Source organism: Mastigocoleus sp. MO_188.B34 (genome assembly GCF_030065675.1).
In the GTDB taxonomy this organism is placed as follows: domain Bacteria; phylum Cyanobacteriota; class Cyanobacteriia; order Cyanobacteriales; family Nostocaceae; genus Mastigocoleus.
In genome coordinates this window covers 1-17,182 of record NZ_JASJDK010000040.1, presented here as the reverse complement: position 1 = coordinate 17,182, position 17,182 = coordinate 1, and the positions used below count along the sequence as shown (strand labels likewise).

14 protein-coding genes are annotated in these 17,182 nt (G+C 35.7%); 5 read left to right on the top strand and 9 right to left on the bottom strand.

Annotated elements, in window-relative coordinates; all coding sequences use genetic code 11:
- Nucleotides 1-22: 22 nt before the first annotated feature.
- Nucleotides 23-712, top strand: coding sequence for a cell division ATP-binding protein FtsE (ftsE, locus tag QNJ50_RS11825; RefSeq protein WP_300635545.1), 690 nt, complete (start codon nucleotides 23-25; stop codon nucleotides 710-712).
- A 358-nt stretch (nucleotides 713-1,070) separates the two neighbouring features.
- Here ftsE and QNJ50_RS11820 read toward each other — a convergent pair whose 3' ends face one another.
- Nucleotides 1,071-1,838 carry an armadillo-type fold-containing protein gene (locus QNJ50_RS11820; RefSeq protein WP_300635498.1) on the bottom strand — a complete coding sequence of 256 codons (768 nt, stop codon included), beginning with the start codon at nucleotides 1,836-1,838 and terminating at the stop codon, nucleotides 1,071-1,073.
- A 142-nt stretch (nucleotides 1,839-1,980) separates the two neighbouring features.
- The gene (locus tag QNJ50_RS11815) at nucleotides 1,981-2,565 is read right to left on the bottom strand and encodes a hypothetical protein (protein WP_300635496.1); all 585 of its coding nucleotides are present in this window, start codon (nucleotides 2,563-2,565) and stop codon (nucleotides 1,981-1,983) included.
- Nucleotides 2,566-3,055: 490 nt separating this feature from the next.
- On the opposite strand from QNJ50_RS11815, the gene QNJ50_RS11810 reads away from it, so the two are divergent.
- On the top strand, nucleotides 3,056-3,952 hold the full coding sequence (locus QNJ50_RS11810) for an alpha/beta hydrolase (RefSeq protein ID WP_300635494.1): 897 nt from the start codon (nucleotides 3,056-3,058) through the stop codon (nucleotides 3,950-3,952).
- A 406-nt stretch (nucleotides 3,953-4,358) separates the two neighbouring features.
- On the opposite strand, the gene QNJ50_RS11805 is transcribed toward QNJ50_RS11810, so the two are convergent.
- The 3 genes from QNJ50_RS11805 to QNJ50_RS11795 all read right to left on the bottom strand — a co-directional run bounded on the left by QNJ50_RS11805 (nucleotide 4,359) and on the right by QNJ50_RS11795 (nucleotide 6,986).
- Nucleotides 4,359-4,670, bottom strand: coding sequence for a hypothetical protein (locus QNJ50_RS11805; RefSeq protein WP_300635492.1), 312 nt, complete (start codon nucleotides 4,668-4,670; stop codon nucleotides 4,359-4,361).
- 458 nt (nucleotides 4,671-5,128) lie between these two features.
- Nucleotides 5,129-5,545, bottom strand: coding sequence for a RusA family crossover junction endodeoxyribonuclease (locus QNJ50_RS11800; RefSeq protein ID WP_300635490.1), 417 nt, complete (start codon nucleotides 5,543-5,545; stop codon nucleotides 5,129-5,131).
- 910 nt (nucleotides 5,546-6,455) lie between these two features.
- The gene (locus QNJ50_RS11795) at nucleotides 6,456-6,986 is read right to left on the bottom strand and encodes a DUF4330 domain-containing protein (protein WP_300635488.1); all 531 of its coding nucleotides are present in this window, start codon (nucleotides 6,984-6,986) and stop codon (nucleotides 6,456-6,458) included.
- Between the two features lie 370 nt (nucleotides 6,987-7,356).
- On the opposite strand from QNJ50_RS11795, the gene QNJ50_RS11790 reads away from it, so the two are divergent.
- The gene (locus QNJ50_RS11790; RefSeq protein WP_300635486.1) at nucleotides 7,357-8,187 is read left to right on the top strand and encodes a M48 family metallopeptidase; all 831 of its coding nucleotides are present in this window, start codon (nucleotides 7,357-7,359) and stop codon (nucleotides 8,185-8,187) included.
- A gap of 126 nt (nucleotides 8,188-8,313) precedes the next feature.
- On the opposite strand, the gene QNJ50_RS11785 is transcribed toward QNJ50_RS11790, so the two are convergent.
- Nucleotides 8,314-9,150 carry a metallophosphoesterase family protein gene (locus tag QNJ50_RS11785; protein WP_300635484.1) on the bottom strand — a complete coding sequence of 279 codons (837 nt, stop codon included), beginning with the start codon at nucleotides 9,148-9,150 and terminating at the stop codon, nucleotides 8,314-8,316.
- Between the two features lie 513 nt (nucleotides 9,151-9,663).
- Between QNJ50_RS11785 and QNJ50_RS11780 the strand changes: the two genes are divergently transcribed.
- Both QNJ50_RS11780 and QNJ50_RS11775 read left to right on the top strand, forming a co-directional pair.
- Nucleotides 9,664-10,119, top strand: coding sequence for a pentapeptide repeat-containing protein (locus tag QNJ50_RS11780; protein ID WP_300635482.1), 456 nt, complete (start codon nucleotides 9,664-9,666; stop codon nucleotides 10,117-10,119).
- Nucleotides 10,120-11,548: 1,429 nt separating this feature from the next.
- Entirely contained in the window at nucleotides 11,549-11,986 is a 438-nt protein-coding gene (locus QNJ50_RS11775; protein WP_300635480.1) for a CAAD domain-containing protein, read from the top strand.
- A gap of 264 nt (nucleotides 11,987-12,250) precedes the next feature.
- Here QNJ50_RS11775 and QNJ50_RS11770 read toward each other — a convergent pair whose 3' ends face one another.
- The 3 genes from QNJ50_RS11770 to petH all read right to left on the bottom strand — a co-directional run bounded on the left by QNJ50_RS11770 (nucleotide 12,251) and on the right by petH (nucleotide 16,604).
- A complete protein-coding gene (locus QNJ50_RS11770; RefSeq protein ID WP_300635478.1) occupies nucleotides 12,251-13,447 on the bottom strand; it encodes an S-layer homology domain-containing protein in 1,197 nt (398 codons plus the stop codon).
- Between the two features lie 364 nt (nucleotides 13,448-13,811).
- Nucleotides 13,812-15,137 carry a homoserine dehydrogenase gene (locus QNJ50_RS11765; RefSeq protein ID WP_300635476.1) on the bottom strand — a complete coding sequence of 442 codons (1,326 nt, stop codon included), beginning with the start codon at nucleotides 15,135-15,137 and terminating at the stop codon, nucleotides 13,812-13,814.
- A gap of 123 nt (nucleotides 15,138-15,260) precedes the next feature.
- A complete protein-coding gene (petH, locus tag QNJ50_RS11760; RefSeq protein WP_300635474.1) occupies nucleotides 15,261-16,604 on the bottom strand; it encodes a ferredoxin--NADP reductase in 1,344 nt (447 codons plus the stop codon).
- Nucleotides 16,605-17,182 lie beyond the last annotated feature (578 nt).

Genomic DNA, 17,182 nt, shown 5'->3' with positions numbered 1-17,182 from the left:
CACCTCTGTAAAAAATCGAGAGATGTACCAAGATGGTGTTAATACAACACCAATGGTAAAACTTTGCTCAGTCACCAAAATTTATCCTAATGATACTCAAGCACTTATAGATGTAGAACTAGAAGTTAAGAGAGGAGAATTTTTGTTTATTACTGGAGCAAGCGGTTCGGGGAAATCAACACTACTCAAATTACTTTACAGGGAAGAACTTCCTACCCAAGGATATGTTCTGGTTGATGGGTGTGATGTAGTTGATCTAAGGGGAGATGAGGTATCCTTATTTCGCAGACAAATTGGTGTTGTATTTCAAGACTACAAATTAATTCCTCAACGCACGGTTGCGGAAAATATTAATATTGTATTGCAAGCTCAAGGATATACTCGTAAGGAAATCAGAAGGCGGTTAGAACCTACTTTGAAGCTTGTTGGCTTGTTTTCTAAGGCAAATAAATTTCCCAAACATCTTTCTGGAGGGGAACAGCAACGGGTCAGTATTGCCAGAGCAATTGTCAGCACACCGCAGTTAATCTTAGCTGATGAGCCTATGGGAAATCTCGATCCAGATAATTCGTGGCAGATAATTCAGATTCTGCAAAAATTAAACTCTTTTGGAGCGACAGTAATTATTACGACCCATGACGAAAATTTAGTTAGACGTTGCAATCATCGTGTTCTAGAAGTAAATAATGGCAGAATTAAGGATCAACAATAGAATTGGTCGCAACAATTATTGTAAAAAGAATTTATTGTAAAAAGAATTTGTTCAGGACTTACTCAACGAAAGAGGACCCGTAAGGTAGCGGCTCCAGATCCAGATCCGTTCCGAACGGATCTGGATCTGGAGCCGCAGGATCGCAATCTCAGAGTTTTTGCATAATTTCTATTGTTAAGACCAAAATTCCAATTACATAAATTTTGAATTTACATAAATTTGAATTTATATAAATTTGAATCGCCCACATTCAAACTCACCATTTTTTCATTTAGCATCTGTGAAAGCACACCAAAAGTGCGCCTTAATAACTTATATATTTATTGTTTCATGCCAATTTCGAATGAAGAAAGACTAATTAGTCCAGCAACCCATTGCTAACTTTTACCTTCACAGGCACAATCTTTTTTAATTTTGGTGGGGATAATTTAGGTAATTTCTCTAATGCTTGTAAGGAATCAAGAACTGCTTCATGAATTACAGATTCAGATTCTTGAGAAAGCAACAGCCCAAGATGTTGAGCAACGTTTTTTTTAACAACTGGGTTAACGCGATCGCCCTTAAGGATTTTATCTAGTCTCCTTACAGCAATTAAACGTTTAAGTGGGTTTGGATCTGTTAACTGATTCAATAATTGCTCGATATATTCATCCTCACGATCTCCATAAAGAGCAATAATTTGCCAAACCAGCAATATTAATATTAGCAGCGTACCCAAACCTTGTAATATTGCTCCAAACGCAATCCATCGACTATCAGAGTCAACCCAAATAGAGAAAGCCATGTATGTACTTACGGCAGCAATTCCACCGCTGACTACAGCTAAAGCTAAGCGTCGATTGGGACTACCAGAAAATTTACGGATTTCGCACCAAAATTGCTGCCAGTTCCATTCTTGCATGGTGTAAACTAACATCATTGTTCCAATAGCAATGCTACTCGCGAATAGTAGCTTCCAGTTCCATTGCCACATAGCAACAACAAATGTTAGGAGACCCAAAGCTCCCCCAGGTCCTTGGAAACGCTTTAAATTAAGCTGTTTCGGGCTTCTGCTCTTAGACTCCGTAAGCACCCTAACTGGGAAATTATTAATTATTCGCTGCCAATAAGACGAAGCCTTAACCACAGTATTTACCTACTTCACTCCAAAGATAAGTGTCTCATAAAATACATCTAAATCCAGAGGATATAGTTGATGATGAATATACTCTATAACAATATGCGAGTCGAGAGTATATATCACTTTGGAGAATCAAGATAAAATTTTTTTAAATACAGAAATTAAAGTCATCAACAGTAAACTGACCATCAAAAGCACAGAAAGTCACGCTGTGAATGTTATTTGCACTTACAAATAATAATTTATTTGGAGAAACACAGGAGTCAGAATTTGCAAGGTTTGCGCTTGGCAATACTGACTGAGTTAGTAAGTGACCGTCGCGATCATAAGCAGAAAGAATTAGTCTTTGGGAGCTAGTAACGAAGGCCCTAACTAATTTTACAGGATTAAGAAAAAAAACTTCTAAAGAACCACTTTGGGGTGAACCCATAAGCACTACAGAACCAGAACGAGGTGGAAATGCGGGATTAGAAGGTTGTATTGCCATGCAATTGCTAAAAATTACTCCGCATTCTTTAAATTGATTCTCTACTTTCTCAAAACATTTCAAACCCTCTAACTTCAGAGAAACACACTTGGTTAGTGTATCGATTTGATTTTGATTTCCTGGTGTGCTTTGACTTTGTTTTGTTGCAGAAGCAGCTATATTTTCCAAGTCCAACTCGGAGGGCATAAATTGAGGAGCTTTAAAAGTTAGTACTGTATCCAATTGAAGGCTATCAGTCTTTAACATGACATCCGGTTTGAGTATTTTTAATTGACATCAAATAGCGTTCTCTAATTACGTGTCTAAAATTATATTTAAGTAATCTTAATAAAATAAAAGAATAAAATTCAATGTGACTTTCAGTATTGTTGACGTTAAAAGTTATCAGTGATGTTTCTGATAGATTACCATAATAAACTTAAATTTATCTTTAGAGCTACATATGTAATGCTTACCAGTAGAACTATTGATAATACAACGTTTATGCGACATCATACTGAGAATAATTCCAGAAAAACATACTAAAACTTCACAAGCTAAGCATTTATTTTACAACTACTTCAAAACAAGATTAGGATAGATAGTCCAATTTAATTGGGTGATTTAGATTATCTTTTACCATACCGTTGAAGCTGAAATAATTTTAAACCGATGCTCACCGATAGTCATTGATAATAAATTTAGTTAGTGTTTCAGCTTCTCTACCAGTAATCCCAACTAATCTAACAATTTAATTATGTTTAAGCCACTAGGATTTGAGCAAAATTTTGCCATTACTTCATTAGGTAAAATGGCTTATTATACAGCAAGAAGCTCTCTTTGGCATGGAGACAGTGCTGCTACTAGAAATTTGGAGACTTTGGTTTTTTTACATGGCTTTGGAGGTGGTTCTTCGGCGTATGAATGGTCAAAAGTTTATCCTGCATTTGCTGCAGAATATCGGATTATTGCACCAGATTTAGTTGGTTGGGGCAATTCCGAACACCCAATACGAAATTATAAAGTTGAAGATTATTTGCAGAGCATTACAGAATTTTTACAACAGGTTTGTGAAGGGAAAGCAATAATCGTAGCGTCTTCTCTCACAGCAGCTCTTGTTATTAGGGTTGCGATCGCTAATCCAGAACTGTGTAAATCATTAATTTTGATGGCTCCAGCAGGAATTTCCGATTTCGGCGAAGACTATTCACGCAGTTTTTTCGCTCAGTTGGCGAGCACTCCTGTTATCGACAATTTCCTCTATAATGCTGGAATTGCAACTCGCAGTGGTATTCGTAATTTTTTAGTGCAAAGGCAATTTGCTCAACCCAATCGGATCAGTGATGAGATGGTAGAAGCATATCTACAATCGGCAAAACAAGAAAATGCTGAATATGCTGCTTTATCTTTTGTTCGTGGAGATTTGTGTTTTGATTTATCTACTTACATCAACAAACTAGAAACTCCAAGCGCAATTATTTGGGGTCAAAAATCTCAGTTCACTAAGCCAGAAATTGGTCAACGTCTTGCACAAATGAACCCTCAAGCAATTCGCTTTTTCCAAGAAATCAAAGGTGTTGGACTAACACCACAACTTGAGTTACCTGCAGTTACTATTGGATTAATCAGAAAATTTTTACCTTTACTTGAGTAAGTATGCTTTATTTGTAGGCAAGAGAATAGACTCGAATTTTGAATCTGTTAAAAAAAAATCACGTCTAAGGCGAATTAAATTGAGCCTTTTAATATCAAGGATTTCCATATGCAGGATAAGTCACATGTGTGATTACTTCCACTAATTTAAGTGATTTAAACTTCCAATTCACACAATGCGTAAATTATGAGTTTAATAGTGAAGAGCCATACAGGTTATGGATAAGAAAATTTTCTTATCTAAAAACTCGTAAACATAAATATAATTGGGCAAAGGATAAACGATACATAATAATATCCTATGCCCTCAAATAAAAGCAATTATTCATGATTGCCGAATAAAATAAGATGAGCAAATTAAGCTAGTTAAGTTAAAACTAATTAAAATTTTATATTTTCTAAGTTATTTAATAACTCTTTTTACGTTCATTCGTAATTACTAATTCAAACTCCCAATTGGGAAGTTTCTCCAAAGATTTACTAATTCTCCTCAAATCCTCAGACCCGTTCAAAGTCAAGTTCTCTTTAGTTCTGACTTCAGCTGCAACAACCTTTTTCCCATTTACTGCGATTAAATCTAAGGAACAATCTGCCAGCACTGATGGTAATTTTTCCGGTGAAGGATTTATTGTAACCTCATATCCTTGCTGACGATATTCCTTGGCAAGTTTAAGTAATCGCCGACGTTCCAATGAATTTTGGTTAATGTGCCAGCTCATGACTAATTCTGATATATTCCTGTTGTATATTATCAACTAAATTGTCATATATCAAGTAATTAAATTAAACTTTATCTATAAATAAATGACGATAAAAATGTAGTTATTCCAGCGTTATTCTAGGATTGATAATTAAATTTACAAAAAAATAAGTAGGAAAAAATGCAATAAATACATACTAAACCCTACTTTTATTAGGAAATATTAAAAGATATCAATTAATATGCTTCGCTTGGCTAGAAAAAACTATCTACTTTTAATATATTTAAGCAATAAATTATCTTTAATTACATTAATAATATTATCGATATACAATTATTACAATGTGTTTATTCGCGTCAATAATTACAGCTAATTAAACTTAGTTATGTATATACTATTTCAACAATGAAATAACCTTTGAATCATACCAATAAATAGTGCATTGATTATACCAGACACCTAATAGTTGTTAGCAATTATAACGCTTCTGGGTCTGGTGCGAGTTCAATTTTGAGATGCAAAAATTCTTGACCTGAAGAAAACCCTTCTGCTAAAACACAAGATATTCCTTTAACTCTAAAAGAACCATTCAGATTACGACGACGACTAACAAAATCGGTAATTTGGTAATCATCTACATAAACAAAACCATTCAAAGCATCCCTAATTGGTTTAATAATATTGTCACTATCCGGAACTGCTGACTCATCGTCAACAGGGCAGTCATAATAATGTGTAATGGTAACCTTGAGTTGACTTCCCAGTGGTTCCTCTCTCGTCCAGCAAGATTCAGCAGCCTCACGTACCTTTTTTTTCCAGGATTGGAGAGATTTTCTTTGTTTTGTTTGGTGAGAAATCGGCTTACCAATGACAACAAATTCAAATGGTAACATTGATAAAATCTCACAAATAAGATTAACAATTAGTCCGTAAAATTATTCTGAAATCAATAAAATCTCGTCGATATAGTTATTCTGTGAAAGAGATATAATACTATTTCAGCTTTGTAAGCTAAATGCCAATATATATTAGTTATGACACAAAATAATTGTCGTAAAAGATATATAAAACACAATAAGAAAATGTGCTGAAAATCACAATGAATAATACTAAAAAATATTCCCTGATTTATATATAAATTAGCAATTCAAATTAACTTAATATTGATTAAATCAAGAAACAAATATACTTTATTTTTTAGTACTTTATAGGTTGTTTCTGCAATTCTAATTTAGCACGTTCAAAGATAAAACATCAAGAAGAATTAAGTATAATAATTTAAATTATTTTGAGTGTAATTACTTTGGTAAATATACTTTTTTTTAGAAAAAATTAACATTTTGGTATATTATCTAAATTAAGTAAGATTCGTGACAAAAAACACTGCAAAGATTATGTTTAATTTTCGATTAAACTCCAATTAAACATTAGTCATTGTAAAGTGAAATATTTTGATAGAATCATTTTTATGAATAAGTTTACTTAATTTTAGTAAATAATTAATTAAAAGTTACTTCTTATAAAACAACAAAATCTTTAACCTTTTTTGCAAGCATTTACAATATTATGGATAAGTCAAAACTCAAAACAGAGCGTACCTATGTGTACGATAAGCTATAGGTATTGCAGAGCCTTAGAATAGCAAAAGTAAAGAATATTTTATTTGTTATTTGCAAGATTAATAAATCTGCTGATACTACAATTTAGTAGTATAAATAAACTTCCAAACTACAAAATTATAAAAATATCCTCCCATTTAATGAGAGGAATATAAATTTGAATATAACAATCACTTAACCTATATTATTTGTTTACTCTAATATCGATTACTGAACCTTTGAAATTATAATTAAAACCTTCTAATTCAAATGGCATGCCGATTTTAACTTTACTATTACCAAGGACGGGACCATTGTCTGTGATTGTGGCTTTGCCTTCTAAAGTTAAGAGCATATCTTTACTAAAGTTATTGGCTCTTGGGTCTTTAACCTCTTTTACCGTACCATCAGGTTGAGTCGCGACAATTGTTCTATCTATTTCTTGAATAGATCTAATATCAATTTTTCCATAGGGCTGATTGCGAATAATTACTTTAGTCTTACCTCCTTCTTTTAAATCCTCATCATATAGTCTTTGAGGTTCTCGGACATTTAAACCACGGACTAGTAAGTCTACTTCTATTGGTGCAGTTTTTGTTCCAACTTGAGCTACAGAACCGGTTGTTCCAGGAAAAAGAAAAATACCTGCAAGAACTAACATGATTACCATTACTGCACCCAAGTCTAGGAGACTGATTCTTCCAAATAAACGCCCTTTGGAATCTAAAATAGCCATAATGATTTTCCCGAAATAAAAATTGCTTAACTTGACTTAATTTGTTTAGCTGAGAGTGAATATAACCACAACTATATGACATACTTTTGAATACTAAAAAGTAGATATAGCAACACTCATGCGACAGTTTATCATGAGTACTGAAGTCGGCAACTGAGATTTAATACTATTGTTTTATTAATGTTGATGAGAAGAATAGGATTTACATGAAATACATTATTAATGAAGTAAGGCATATCTGAAAACTCATTAATTAGTTTCAAAATATTCTTGATTACTGATTAGCACATTTCGGCAATGCAACTTGTAAAGCTTTAAAAGCGTCGGATTATTTTAAGTTCCGGCAAAAATTGTTGCTAACAGGATGATTATGTTCCCAAAACACTTTTTTAAGCGCTGGTTTTATCCACTCATTTCAGTTTTTATTGCTGTAATCATTTTTTTGAGTGCTCCTTTACCTTCCCAAGCTACTCCTTTATGGCGAGTTTTGTTAGAAGGAGCACAGGTTATTCAACTATCTAATGTATCCGATCGCCAAGAGGTTAAGATTGGTAAGCAAATAAATCAACAGTTGGGAAGAAGAGGAATTAAATTTTACCGCAATCGTCGGGTGAATCGTTATGTTAATCGTATTGGTCAACGCTTAGCAGCACAAAGCGATCGCCCAAATATTCCCTACAAATTTCAAGTGGTTGAAGATAAGAATATCAACGCTTTTGCAACTGCTGGTGGTTATGTATACGTACATACTGGTTTATTGGAAGCTGCGGATAATGAGGCAGAATTAGCAAGTGTGATTGCACATGAAATTGGTCATATAGGTGGTAGACACTTAGTCAAACAGTTACGACAAACTACCCTTGCATCTGGGGTTGCAACAGCTTTGGGAGTAAGAAGAGAAAAACTAGTAAGCCTTGGTGTGGAGTTAGCATTAAAGCGTCCTAATAGTCGCCGTCACGAGTACGATGCAGATAAACGAGGATTAAGAACCCTGAATGGGGCTGGTTACGATCCTTCAGGTATGGTTACATTTATGCAAAAGTTATTGAATAAGCGATCAGTTCCAACATTATTTAGTACCCATCCGGCTACCAGTTCTCGCATTCGCGCTCTCAAAGCGCAGATTGAAAACCTATCAAGCAAGGGAAATGATGGTTTAAGTCCCGCTAGTTATAAAGCTAATATCAGGCCCTTGAGTTAGAAAAGCAAACATTCACAATCAAAACTTAATAAACTCACAAGTTTTAAACAGTCGCCAATCGGTAGTAACCGATTGGCATTCGCTTTTTTGATGCAATAAAATATACATTTCCTCAAAGAGGATAATTTACTTAGAGTTAAAAAAATTAAATTTTTGCTTGAATATCCCAAAAGGACTATCGTTAGTTTTTCTACTATTTTGATTTTTTCGTTGCTTGTTTTTTACCGCAGTTCCAAATTGATTGGATGCTACTTTGACTACAGATTCTTCCAAAGTTAGTGTACGCTGAGAATTTTGGAGGACATTAGCCTGATAGACTATACCATTTGTAATATCAAAACCAGTCAACCAACCACTGCGTGGGTGATAAGCACCCGTATCAATATCTAACCAACCTTCTCCCTGTGCTAGTTTACCAGGTGTCACACCAGGAAGGGTAAAGGTGATTGTGTGACCGACAATAATCAACTTATCAGTAAAATAGGACTCTTCTAAACTTAAAAACTCATCACGTACCCAACAGAACTGATCCGCTGTTTGTTTCGCCAAGGGAATATTTGGATCTACTCCCGCATGAACTAACCAAACATCCCCCAAATCCAGATAGGTAGGTAGAGTTTTTAACCATTCCACATCTTCTTTGGGAATTGTACCTCCCTGATAGCTGGAAATAGTTGCTTGTCCGCCGCTATAAAGCCAGTTTTGTATGACTGAACTAGACGGTTCTTCCTCCGCCATTACATTCAATAACATTTGTTCGTGGTTACCCAGCAAACATTTATAGGGACTTTCTTTAACAAACTTAACAACTTGGGCGCTTTGGGGACCTCGATCTATTAAGTCTCCCAAAAAATATATACTGTCGCTGTTGCTGGGAGCAATCATCTCTAACAAAGTCATCAAACCTGTATAGTGACCATGTACATCCCCGATAGCAATTCGCCTATGGCTAGTTTCCGTCATCACTTTTGCTTAATCTTATGATGGTGCCTAATTTTTTTTGATACATTGATATCCGGATATATCTTTAAAAATAAAACTTTATGCTAAATGTCATGAGAAAATTACTTTTCAATTTTATTCATGTTGCTACACAGCAAACTACTTGCTGCTCAAATGATATGTATCTAAAAAGTATTAGACTTTCTTCATTTTATATGGCTGTATCTCGACTTGTCGGTTACCCAGTATCAAAAAAAACAATTGTTTTTTACTTAGAAAGATATGTATCAAAAAAAATAGTTTGAATGTGTTAAAAAAATTTACATATTCTTGAAATAAGATGATAACAATGAGTTGGTGAGCTTGAAAGTAAGGCCAGTTAACATATTTCACCGTTCGCTTAATTGGAAACTTTTAGCACATGGGGGTATTTCATAACATAAGTCCAAAATCAATCAATCTGTTGACAAATTATAGTGAGATAATAAGAATGTGAGGAAAACGGAGACATTTTACCGTAAAGGGGAAAATATCATGAATACTAAGCTTTTAGCGACCCTCGCCTTTATAGCTCCCCTATTTTTGACTAGTTCAGTTCAAGCGGGTAATCCACAACACTTACAAAGGTTGCTTGATACTCGGGAATGTATTGGTTGTGATTTGTCAGGAGTAAATCTTAGTGAAGCACACTTAATCGGTGCCGATCTGAGAAATGCAAATCTTGAAGGTGCTAATCTTGAACACGCAAACCTGGAAGGGGCTGATTTAACCGGCGCAAACCTGAAACGAGCTAACTTATCCTCAGCAATGCTTTCTAACGTTAATTTCAAAGAAGCAAATCTCGATCATACCAATTTGTCAGGGGCTAAGATATATGACTCCAACGTTTATGGAGCTTCGATGAATGACATGAATATTAGTGATGCTGAGATTTTTCATACTGGTATCGGTATTGGAGGTGAAGACTTACAAATCGAAGATTGGGATTAGAAGATTAGGAACAGATAAATTACGACTTAAATAAATTGGAATTAAATTTACCAAGCATTATCAATGATTCTAATCCTGAAATGCTCTTTCCGTTGACATTTTAATCACCCTAACAGTCGTGAAAGGGCAAGAAATATATAGCAAATACAACTCCTCGAAACTTTCGTACGAAATATTTGCATTTGCCCAATAGATTTCGTCCAGTGGATTTGCCGAATAATTTAAACAAGATTTATTCAACTACACAGATTGATTCAGGGACTAAAGCATTTCTTTTCTGTTAAGCAAACTGATTTGTTTTCTAGGAACATATAATCAAGTAAAATTTGGTGTTGGTATTTTATGCTCAAACTCACAGAATGTGATTGCAAAAGGTAATACATACCTTAAAGTCTAATAATAAAATTATTGTAATAATCTCATTCTACGATCGTTTCCCGTAAGAGTGAGATTTTTTGTTTCACACAGATTTTTGATACTAGTTTTCTCAATACTTAATTAAATATGAATACTGGTTAAATTATTCAACTACTAACCTTAAATCAATTTAACTTCATCACTTGTTGCCCCTAAACTAGCAATATGGAGCGATGAAAAGCTTTAAATAGCAAAAACTCATGCTCGTATTTAAAAAGCAAAAAATTGATAATTTAAAATTGACAATTTAAAATACCCACTCGATTAAATGTTTAGAAAAACTTATGTCTTACCTTTGTAATAATAATGCTATTTTTGTAAAAGCTAAAAATTTAAGACAAACACGATCTAAAACAAAATTTTAGTGTCTATGAAGTATAATGGCTGGAAGGCTTACCATTAATACACTCTAGCGCTCAAAAAAGCTTTTGATTCAATTGTGACCGTAAATGAAATCCACTTGAAAACAGTTCATTTTGGGATCAAACTATTACACTAAAATACAAACATTAAAAAAATATCGTGTAATTCAACACATAAAAACTTTTGTCGCGTATTAATATCAGTACCGATGCCTTGAATGAGGATTGCAGCTTAATATAGCTGTAATGTTAGATAAAATCTGTCGCAATACTTGTATAAATAGAAAGGTACACTGATTATTGCGTGGTTTGTACAGCAGACAAACACGATTTATAGGTGCTTGAGATAGCTTTAAATAAAGCTAGCCTTAAGATTCGGGGTTGATTAAAAAAACTGTATCTAGAATACTGATTTAAGTTAGTGCCAGTACTTGAATGCTGCTAAAATCCTACTGATTTTCTAGTTTTTAGTAAACGAAGTAGGTATAGAAGGGGGATTGAGGTTATTTTTACTAAAATCCTTTTTTACCCGAAAATCCTTTCGTGCAGTTTTGTTGCTACATTCCTCATTCAACATTCTTGTTGTTTGTGATTATCCGATTTTGAGGATAATTCAACAGTCCTTGATTATGGAAGCAAAATTATAAGAGATGGAAGTCATGGAAAGCAAAACTCAAGAGACAACAATGCCAGAAGTGGAAGTAAATAATCAGCCTGGTGGGACTATTACAAAGATTCAGCCTTCTACACAGTCCCAAGAGGAATGGTTAAAATATGGCGAACAAATATCTAGTTTTTTAGCCACTCTTCCTGAATACCTAGGAACCTTCTACAACAAATACAAACAACCCCTAGTTTTTGCGGCTGTGTTTGTTGCAGCGGTGATTGCTGTTAAGGTTGTCTTAGCTGTGTTAGATGCGTTGAATGATATTCCTTTAGTAGCACCAAGTTTTGAATTAATAGGTATTGGTTACTCTACTTGGTTTGTGTACCGCTACTTACTTAAGGCTTCAACCCGTAAAGAGCTAACAAGTGAGATCCAAGGTTTGAGATCCCAAGTTGTTGGTCAAAATACTTCTGAAGCTTAACGCTTAGACTTAGTTATTTGATACTTGTGGAGATTTTAAGCTCAATATGTTGGGAAATCCCAACTCTAGCTGAGCAAGTTGGGGAAGCGCAATACTTGTGATTTATAATCTCCCATTTGTGAAAATTCACAACATTGTAATAAACACGAAAGTGGTTTGGTGTTTTTATAGACACTAAACCACTTTCACATATAAACCTCCGAAGTTTAGAAACTAAATTTTATTTGGAAGCTCTCAAATCAAAATTATTACCTAACTTGTTTTTTAGGGTTGATAAGGAACTATTTTATCTGATCGGATAGGTTGTAATTTATTTGTCCGTACCAATGCTTGGTGAATCATCGCCACAACTTCAGCGCGAGTAGCTTGACGATCTGGTTCGAAGTTGTTGAGTGTACCAGTACCATTTACAACAAGATTGTTTGCTGTAGCTATAGCAATTTTTTCCCTTGCATACTTGGGAATTTCATTTGCATCTTCATAGGTTTTTAGTACTTGTTCGGTAGAAGAGGGTACTTCTAAGTTTAATCCACTCACAATAGCGACTAGAACTTCTACCCGAGGTATTTTGCGTGTGGGTTTAAAAGTTTTGTCGCCATAACCTGATAAAAATTTTGTACTAACAGCTTCTTCGATCGCAGAATTTGCCCAAAAGTCTGGTTTGATGTCTTTAAATTCCAACTTTCTTGGGGTTTTTTGCTTATTAAAGGCTTGATTTAATAAAGCTGCAAATTCAGCACGACTTACAGGTTGTTCTGGTTTAAAAGAATTATCCTGATAGCCATCAATCATCCCACGGGAAGACAGAGCATCAATAAAAGGACGTTCCCAAGAAGCTTGTTCGACATCAGTAAATGTTTTGGGTGTAACAATTGCTGTTTCCTTATCTGCAGGACTTGGAGTGACACCAGTATCTGGAGTTACTGGAACGCTATTATTTGTATCCGTATCTTTATCTTTAGCTTCTGGTATTGGTGAGATTTTAGCAGGTGATGATATTTGTAGTTCTGAATCTTGTGGGCTGGTAACTAAATTTGAAGAATCAAAATTTTCGGGAATTATAGGTCCTAATTTGACCCTATCAGACAGAGACGGGCGACTTCCAAAAACATCTGGGGACTGTAATCTATTTGGGGAAATACTTGATTTGGGAATAGGGTTTTTATTGTTTTGAGGTAGCAAAGAAAATACAGGAGGTTGTTTTTGGACTTCCTGTGTATTTCTCGAACCAATAACGATTGAAGGTTGATTTGTTTGTAAAGAAATTTTTCTTTGGGAAGATAAATTACTGACTTGGTTGGACAACCAATTAAGATTCCAACTACCATCAGGCTTGCGAGAAAATGACCAAAATAAAATACCACCGATGGTCGCAAAGGCAACCAGAATTGCTATGAATTCATCGAAGCCTAGGGTACCAGTTCGGGATGGCTCAGAATTGTTAGGTGGGGGGGGTGTCATCGTAATTACCCTGATATGACTACAGTTAATTTATACCTTAATTAAGGCATATACTAGTTTATTTCTCTAGTTTATTAAAGACAAAATTTGAAAACTGAGAATTTTTTGACTAATTATCTGTCAGTTGGTTATTTTCAGGTTGTAGCAATATGCATGTTAGTTGGGATGTTAAATACTAATTTTGCTTACAAGGAAATAGTGAATAGACCAATATCCTAGTAATAATTTATAACTACAGCTATAAGTTTTTCCAAACTCAAATCTTTTGAACTCAAAATTTTTGGACTCAAAATTTTTGAACTCGAAATTTTTGAACTCGAAATTTTTGAACTCAAAATTTTTGAGCTTGTAAATTTGATATCAACTACAATACCCTTAATAAACTAGGAATACTATCTACTGCTTCTAAAGTTCTAATTTCTTTTAAAGCCTGTTCGAAGTTTCCTTCCTTTACATCGTGGGTAACAACTACAATTTCCGCTAAATCTTCGTGAAAACCTGTTTGTACGACAGATTCCAAACTAACGCCATAATTTCCAAAAGAAGTACCTAGTTTGCCAATCACCCCCGATTGGTCTTTGGTGAGAAAACGGGCATAGAAGCGAGTGACTAATTCTGACATTGGCGCAATTTGACAATAATCCTGATGAGCACTAGCCAATAAAGGATCTAAACAAGTAATTTGAGGTTTTGCATTTTTTCCATTTGCTTGTTCGTTAAATGGATTACTTTTAATTCGCGCTACCAAGTTCAAAATATCTGAAGATACGGCTGAAGAGGTCGCTCCTGCACCTGCTCCCGGACCAGAAAACATTACCTGTCCTAGGGGTTCTCCTTCTACTAAAATTGCATTGTAAACACCGTTTACACTTGCTAAAGGATGATCTATAGGAACCAAAGTAGGATGAACTTTTACCGCTAGTGGGGAAGATTCTTCTCGTTTTGCGATCGCTAAAAGTTTGATCGCAAAACCTAACTTTTCGGCGTAGGTAATATCTGTTTGACTAACTTTGCGAATTCCTTCACAATAAACTTCATCACGCTTAATACGTCCGCCAAAAGCAATTGAAGCAAGAATAGAAATTTTATCTGCAGCATCCCATCCATCAACATCTGCTGTGGGATCAGCTTCTGCATAACCCAAGCGCTGAGCATCACTTAAAACATCATCAAAACTGCTACCCTGAGTTTGCATTTTTGTCAGGATATAGTTAGTGGTACCATTAACTATTCCAGTTACTGCTTGAATGCGATTAACGCTCAAAGACTGCTTTAAGGGTTGAACGACTGGAATCCCTCCACCAACTGCAGCTTCAAGCATGACGTAAACCCCGGCTTTATTTGCAGCATTCAATATTTCATCGCCGAAACGAGAAATTACAGCTTTATTTGCAGTGACCACATGTTTTCCACAATCGATCGCTTGGAGAATTAGCGATCGTGCTGGTTCTAAACCACCAATTAGTTCTACTACGATATCAATGTTGGGGTCAGTAACAATACTCGTCAAATCAGAAGTTAATGTACCCGAAGGCAGTTGCACATCACGGGGCTTTTCTATGCTTTTGACTCCAACCCGTAAGATTTCTATTTCTTGTAATAATGGGTGACGTTCAGTTCGATCCGAGAGTAACTGTACCGTCCCTGTTCCTACGGTTCCTAATCCTAATATACCGAGTTTAACACCCACGAATGCGGCCCCCGTTAACAACCATAAAATACACAGGGTGGGCAAAATGCCCACCCTATTTAATGATTATCCTGCCTACTCAGTAATTAGTCATTAATTAGCCAATTATTTTGCCCGTAGTCCTTAGTAGGTTTCTACGTGCCAGCGACCTGCTTTTTTGATTTGTTTTTGGTAATCACTCCAGGTAACACCGTCTTTAGCAGCAGCAGCAGCAATAGCTTCATCAATACCGCCTTCCATACCTCTCAAACCGCAAATGTAAGTGTGGGTTTTTTCTTGCTTAATCAAGTTCCACAACTCATCTGCATATTCTTCACAACGGTGTTGAATATACATCCTACCACCATCTTTATTTTGTTGTTCGCGGCTGATCGCGTAGGTTAGACGGAAGTTATCAGGATACTTCTGTTGTATTTCTTCTAATTCTTCTTTGTAGAGGATATTAGGAGTTTTAGGTACACCAAATATTAACCAGGCAAAACCCTTGAATTGATAATCTGGGTTCGCTTTCTTTTCCTCGTCTTTAAACATCCGCCACAAGTAAGCACGCATAGGCGCTATACCTGTTCCAGTTCCCATCATAATGATGTTAGCTTCAGGGTCTTCAGGTAAAAGCATTTCTTTACCTACCGGACCAGTAATTTTCACATCTGTACCTGCTTCCAGGTTACAGAGATAAGTGGAGCAAACACCATAGACAGTTTCGCCGGATTCTGGATGCTTATATTCCAACTGACGAACGCACAAAGACACTGTTTTGTCGTCTACGTCATCACCGTGGCGGGTAGAAGCAATAGAATATAATCTTAATTTATGAGGTTTACCCTTAGCATCAGTTCCTGGTGGAATGATACCGATACTTTGTCCCTCAACATAATGTAGGTCTCCTTGTGAGAGATCGAATTTCAAATGACGGACTGTACCGATTCCACCTTCACCAACTAATTCTTCATTGGATAAACATTTGCCAACATAGGGAGAGTTGGGACGATAAATGTTTACCGGAACGTTAGCATGGGCATTTTTCTTTGCTTTTGCTTGAGACATGGTGTTGCCTTTTTTGTCCTTCTTCTTGGGCTGTTGCTCAGCTGGTGATTTGGAGAAACCTTTCACCTCACTGTTAGCTTTCTGGGGTGTAGCTTTACCATGCCCTTTATTATTGTTAGTCTCTTGTGCAATGCTGTTATCGACCGTACTGGTAACGACTTCTTCTGAAGCCTTACCATTAGCTTGTTCCGAGACACCCATCGGCTTAATACTGAGTATTTTTCCGCCGAGGCGAGTTATCCGCCGCATTTCTTGATTCATGCGGTTATAAGGCACCCTGATGAATACACTGCCACTTCTGCGAATTGGGTAGTTTATTAACTCGGATGCTTGATTCTGACGCAGCCCTGTTACTTCATAGACAAAGCATCGACTACCCGAACCCCTGACAGCATTTTCAACAGCACCTTGATTGTACATTCGTTCTACCACTCCGATTTTCTACGTAACCGTTTATCAAAAAAACTTCCCACTACCGGTCAGCTTTAGTTTACCTGATTTCGGCTACACAAAACTGACACGTATGCAATAGGAGGCACAAGCTAATGCTTCGCGATTTGCACTCACCAAAAAACTAACGAGGCATCGCAAAAAACACACCCATTCAGCTTCTAACTTAAAGGATATGTCCCTAGGAGAATGTTAATCATGAGTCAATTTAATCTTTTCTTCGCCAATCATTGGAACACGATCGCGTAGATTACTTTTCCTTTGCTCTTCTCCATAGAGACGCACATCCCAATACTTTTGTGGTTAAGGGAAAACAGCAATGGGAAAGAAAAACTTTTAGCTCTTACCCTTTTATCTTTTCCCAAAACCCAATACTAGCTTTAAGATGTTTGACCAAGCTGTATTGATACATACCCCTTCATGCGCTTGTTTTGATTGAAATTTTATTGCAAGCGCTCTCACCCCTTATAGCTCATAAATCTCTATTCGGGGTTTAAAATTTGTAAACCATACGAAACTCAAAACTTAAAATTCAAAACTCATATAAA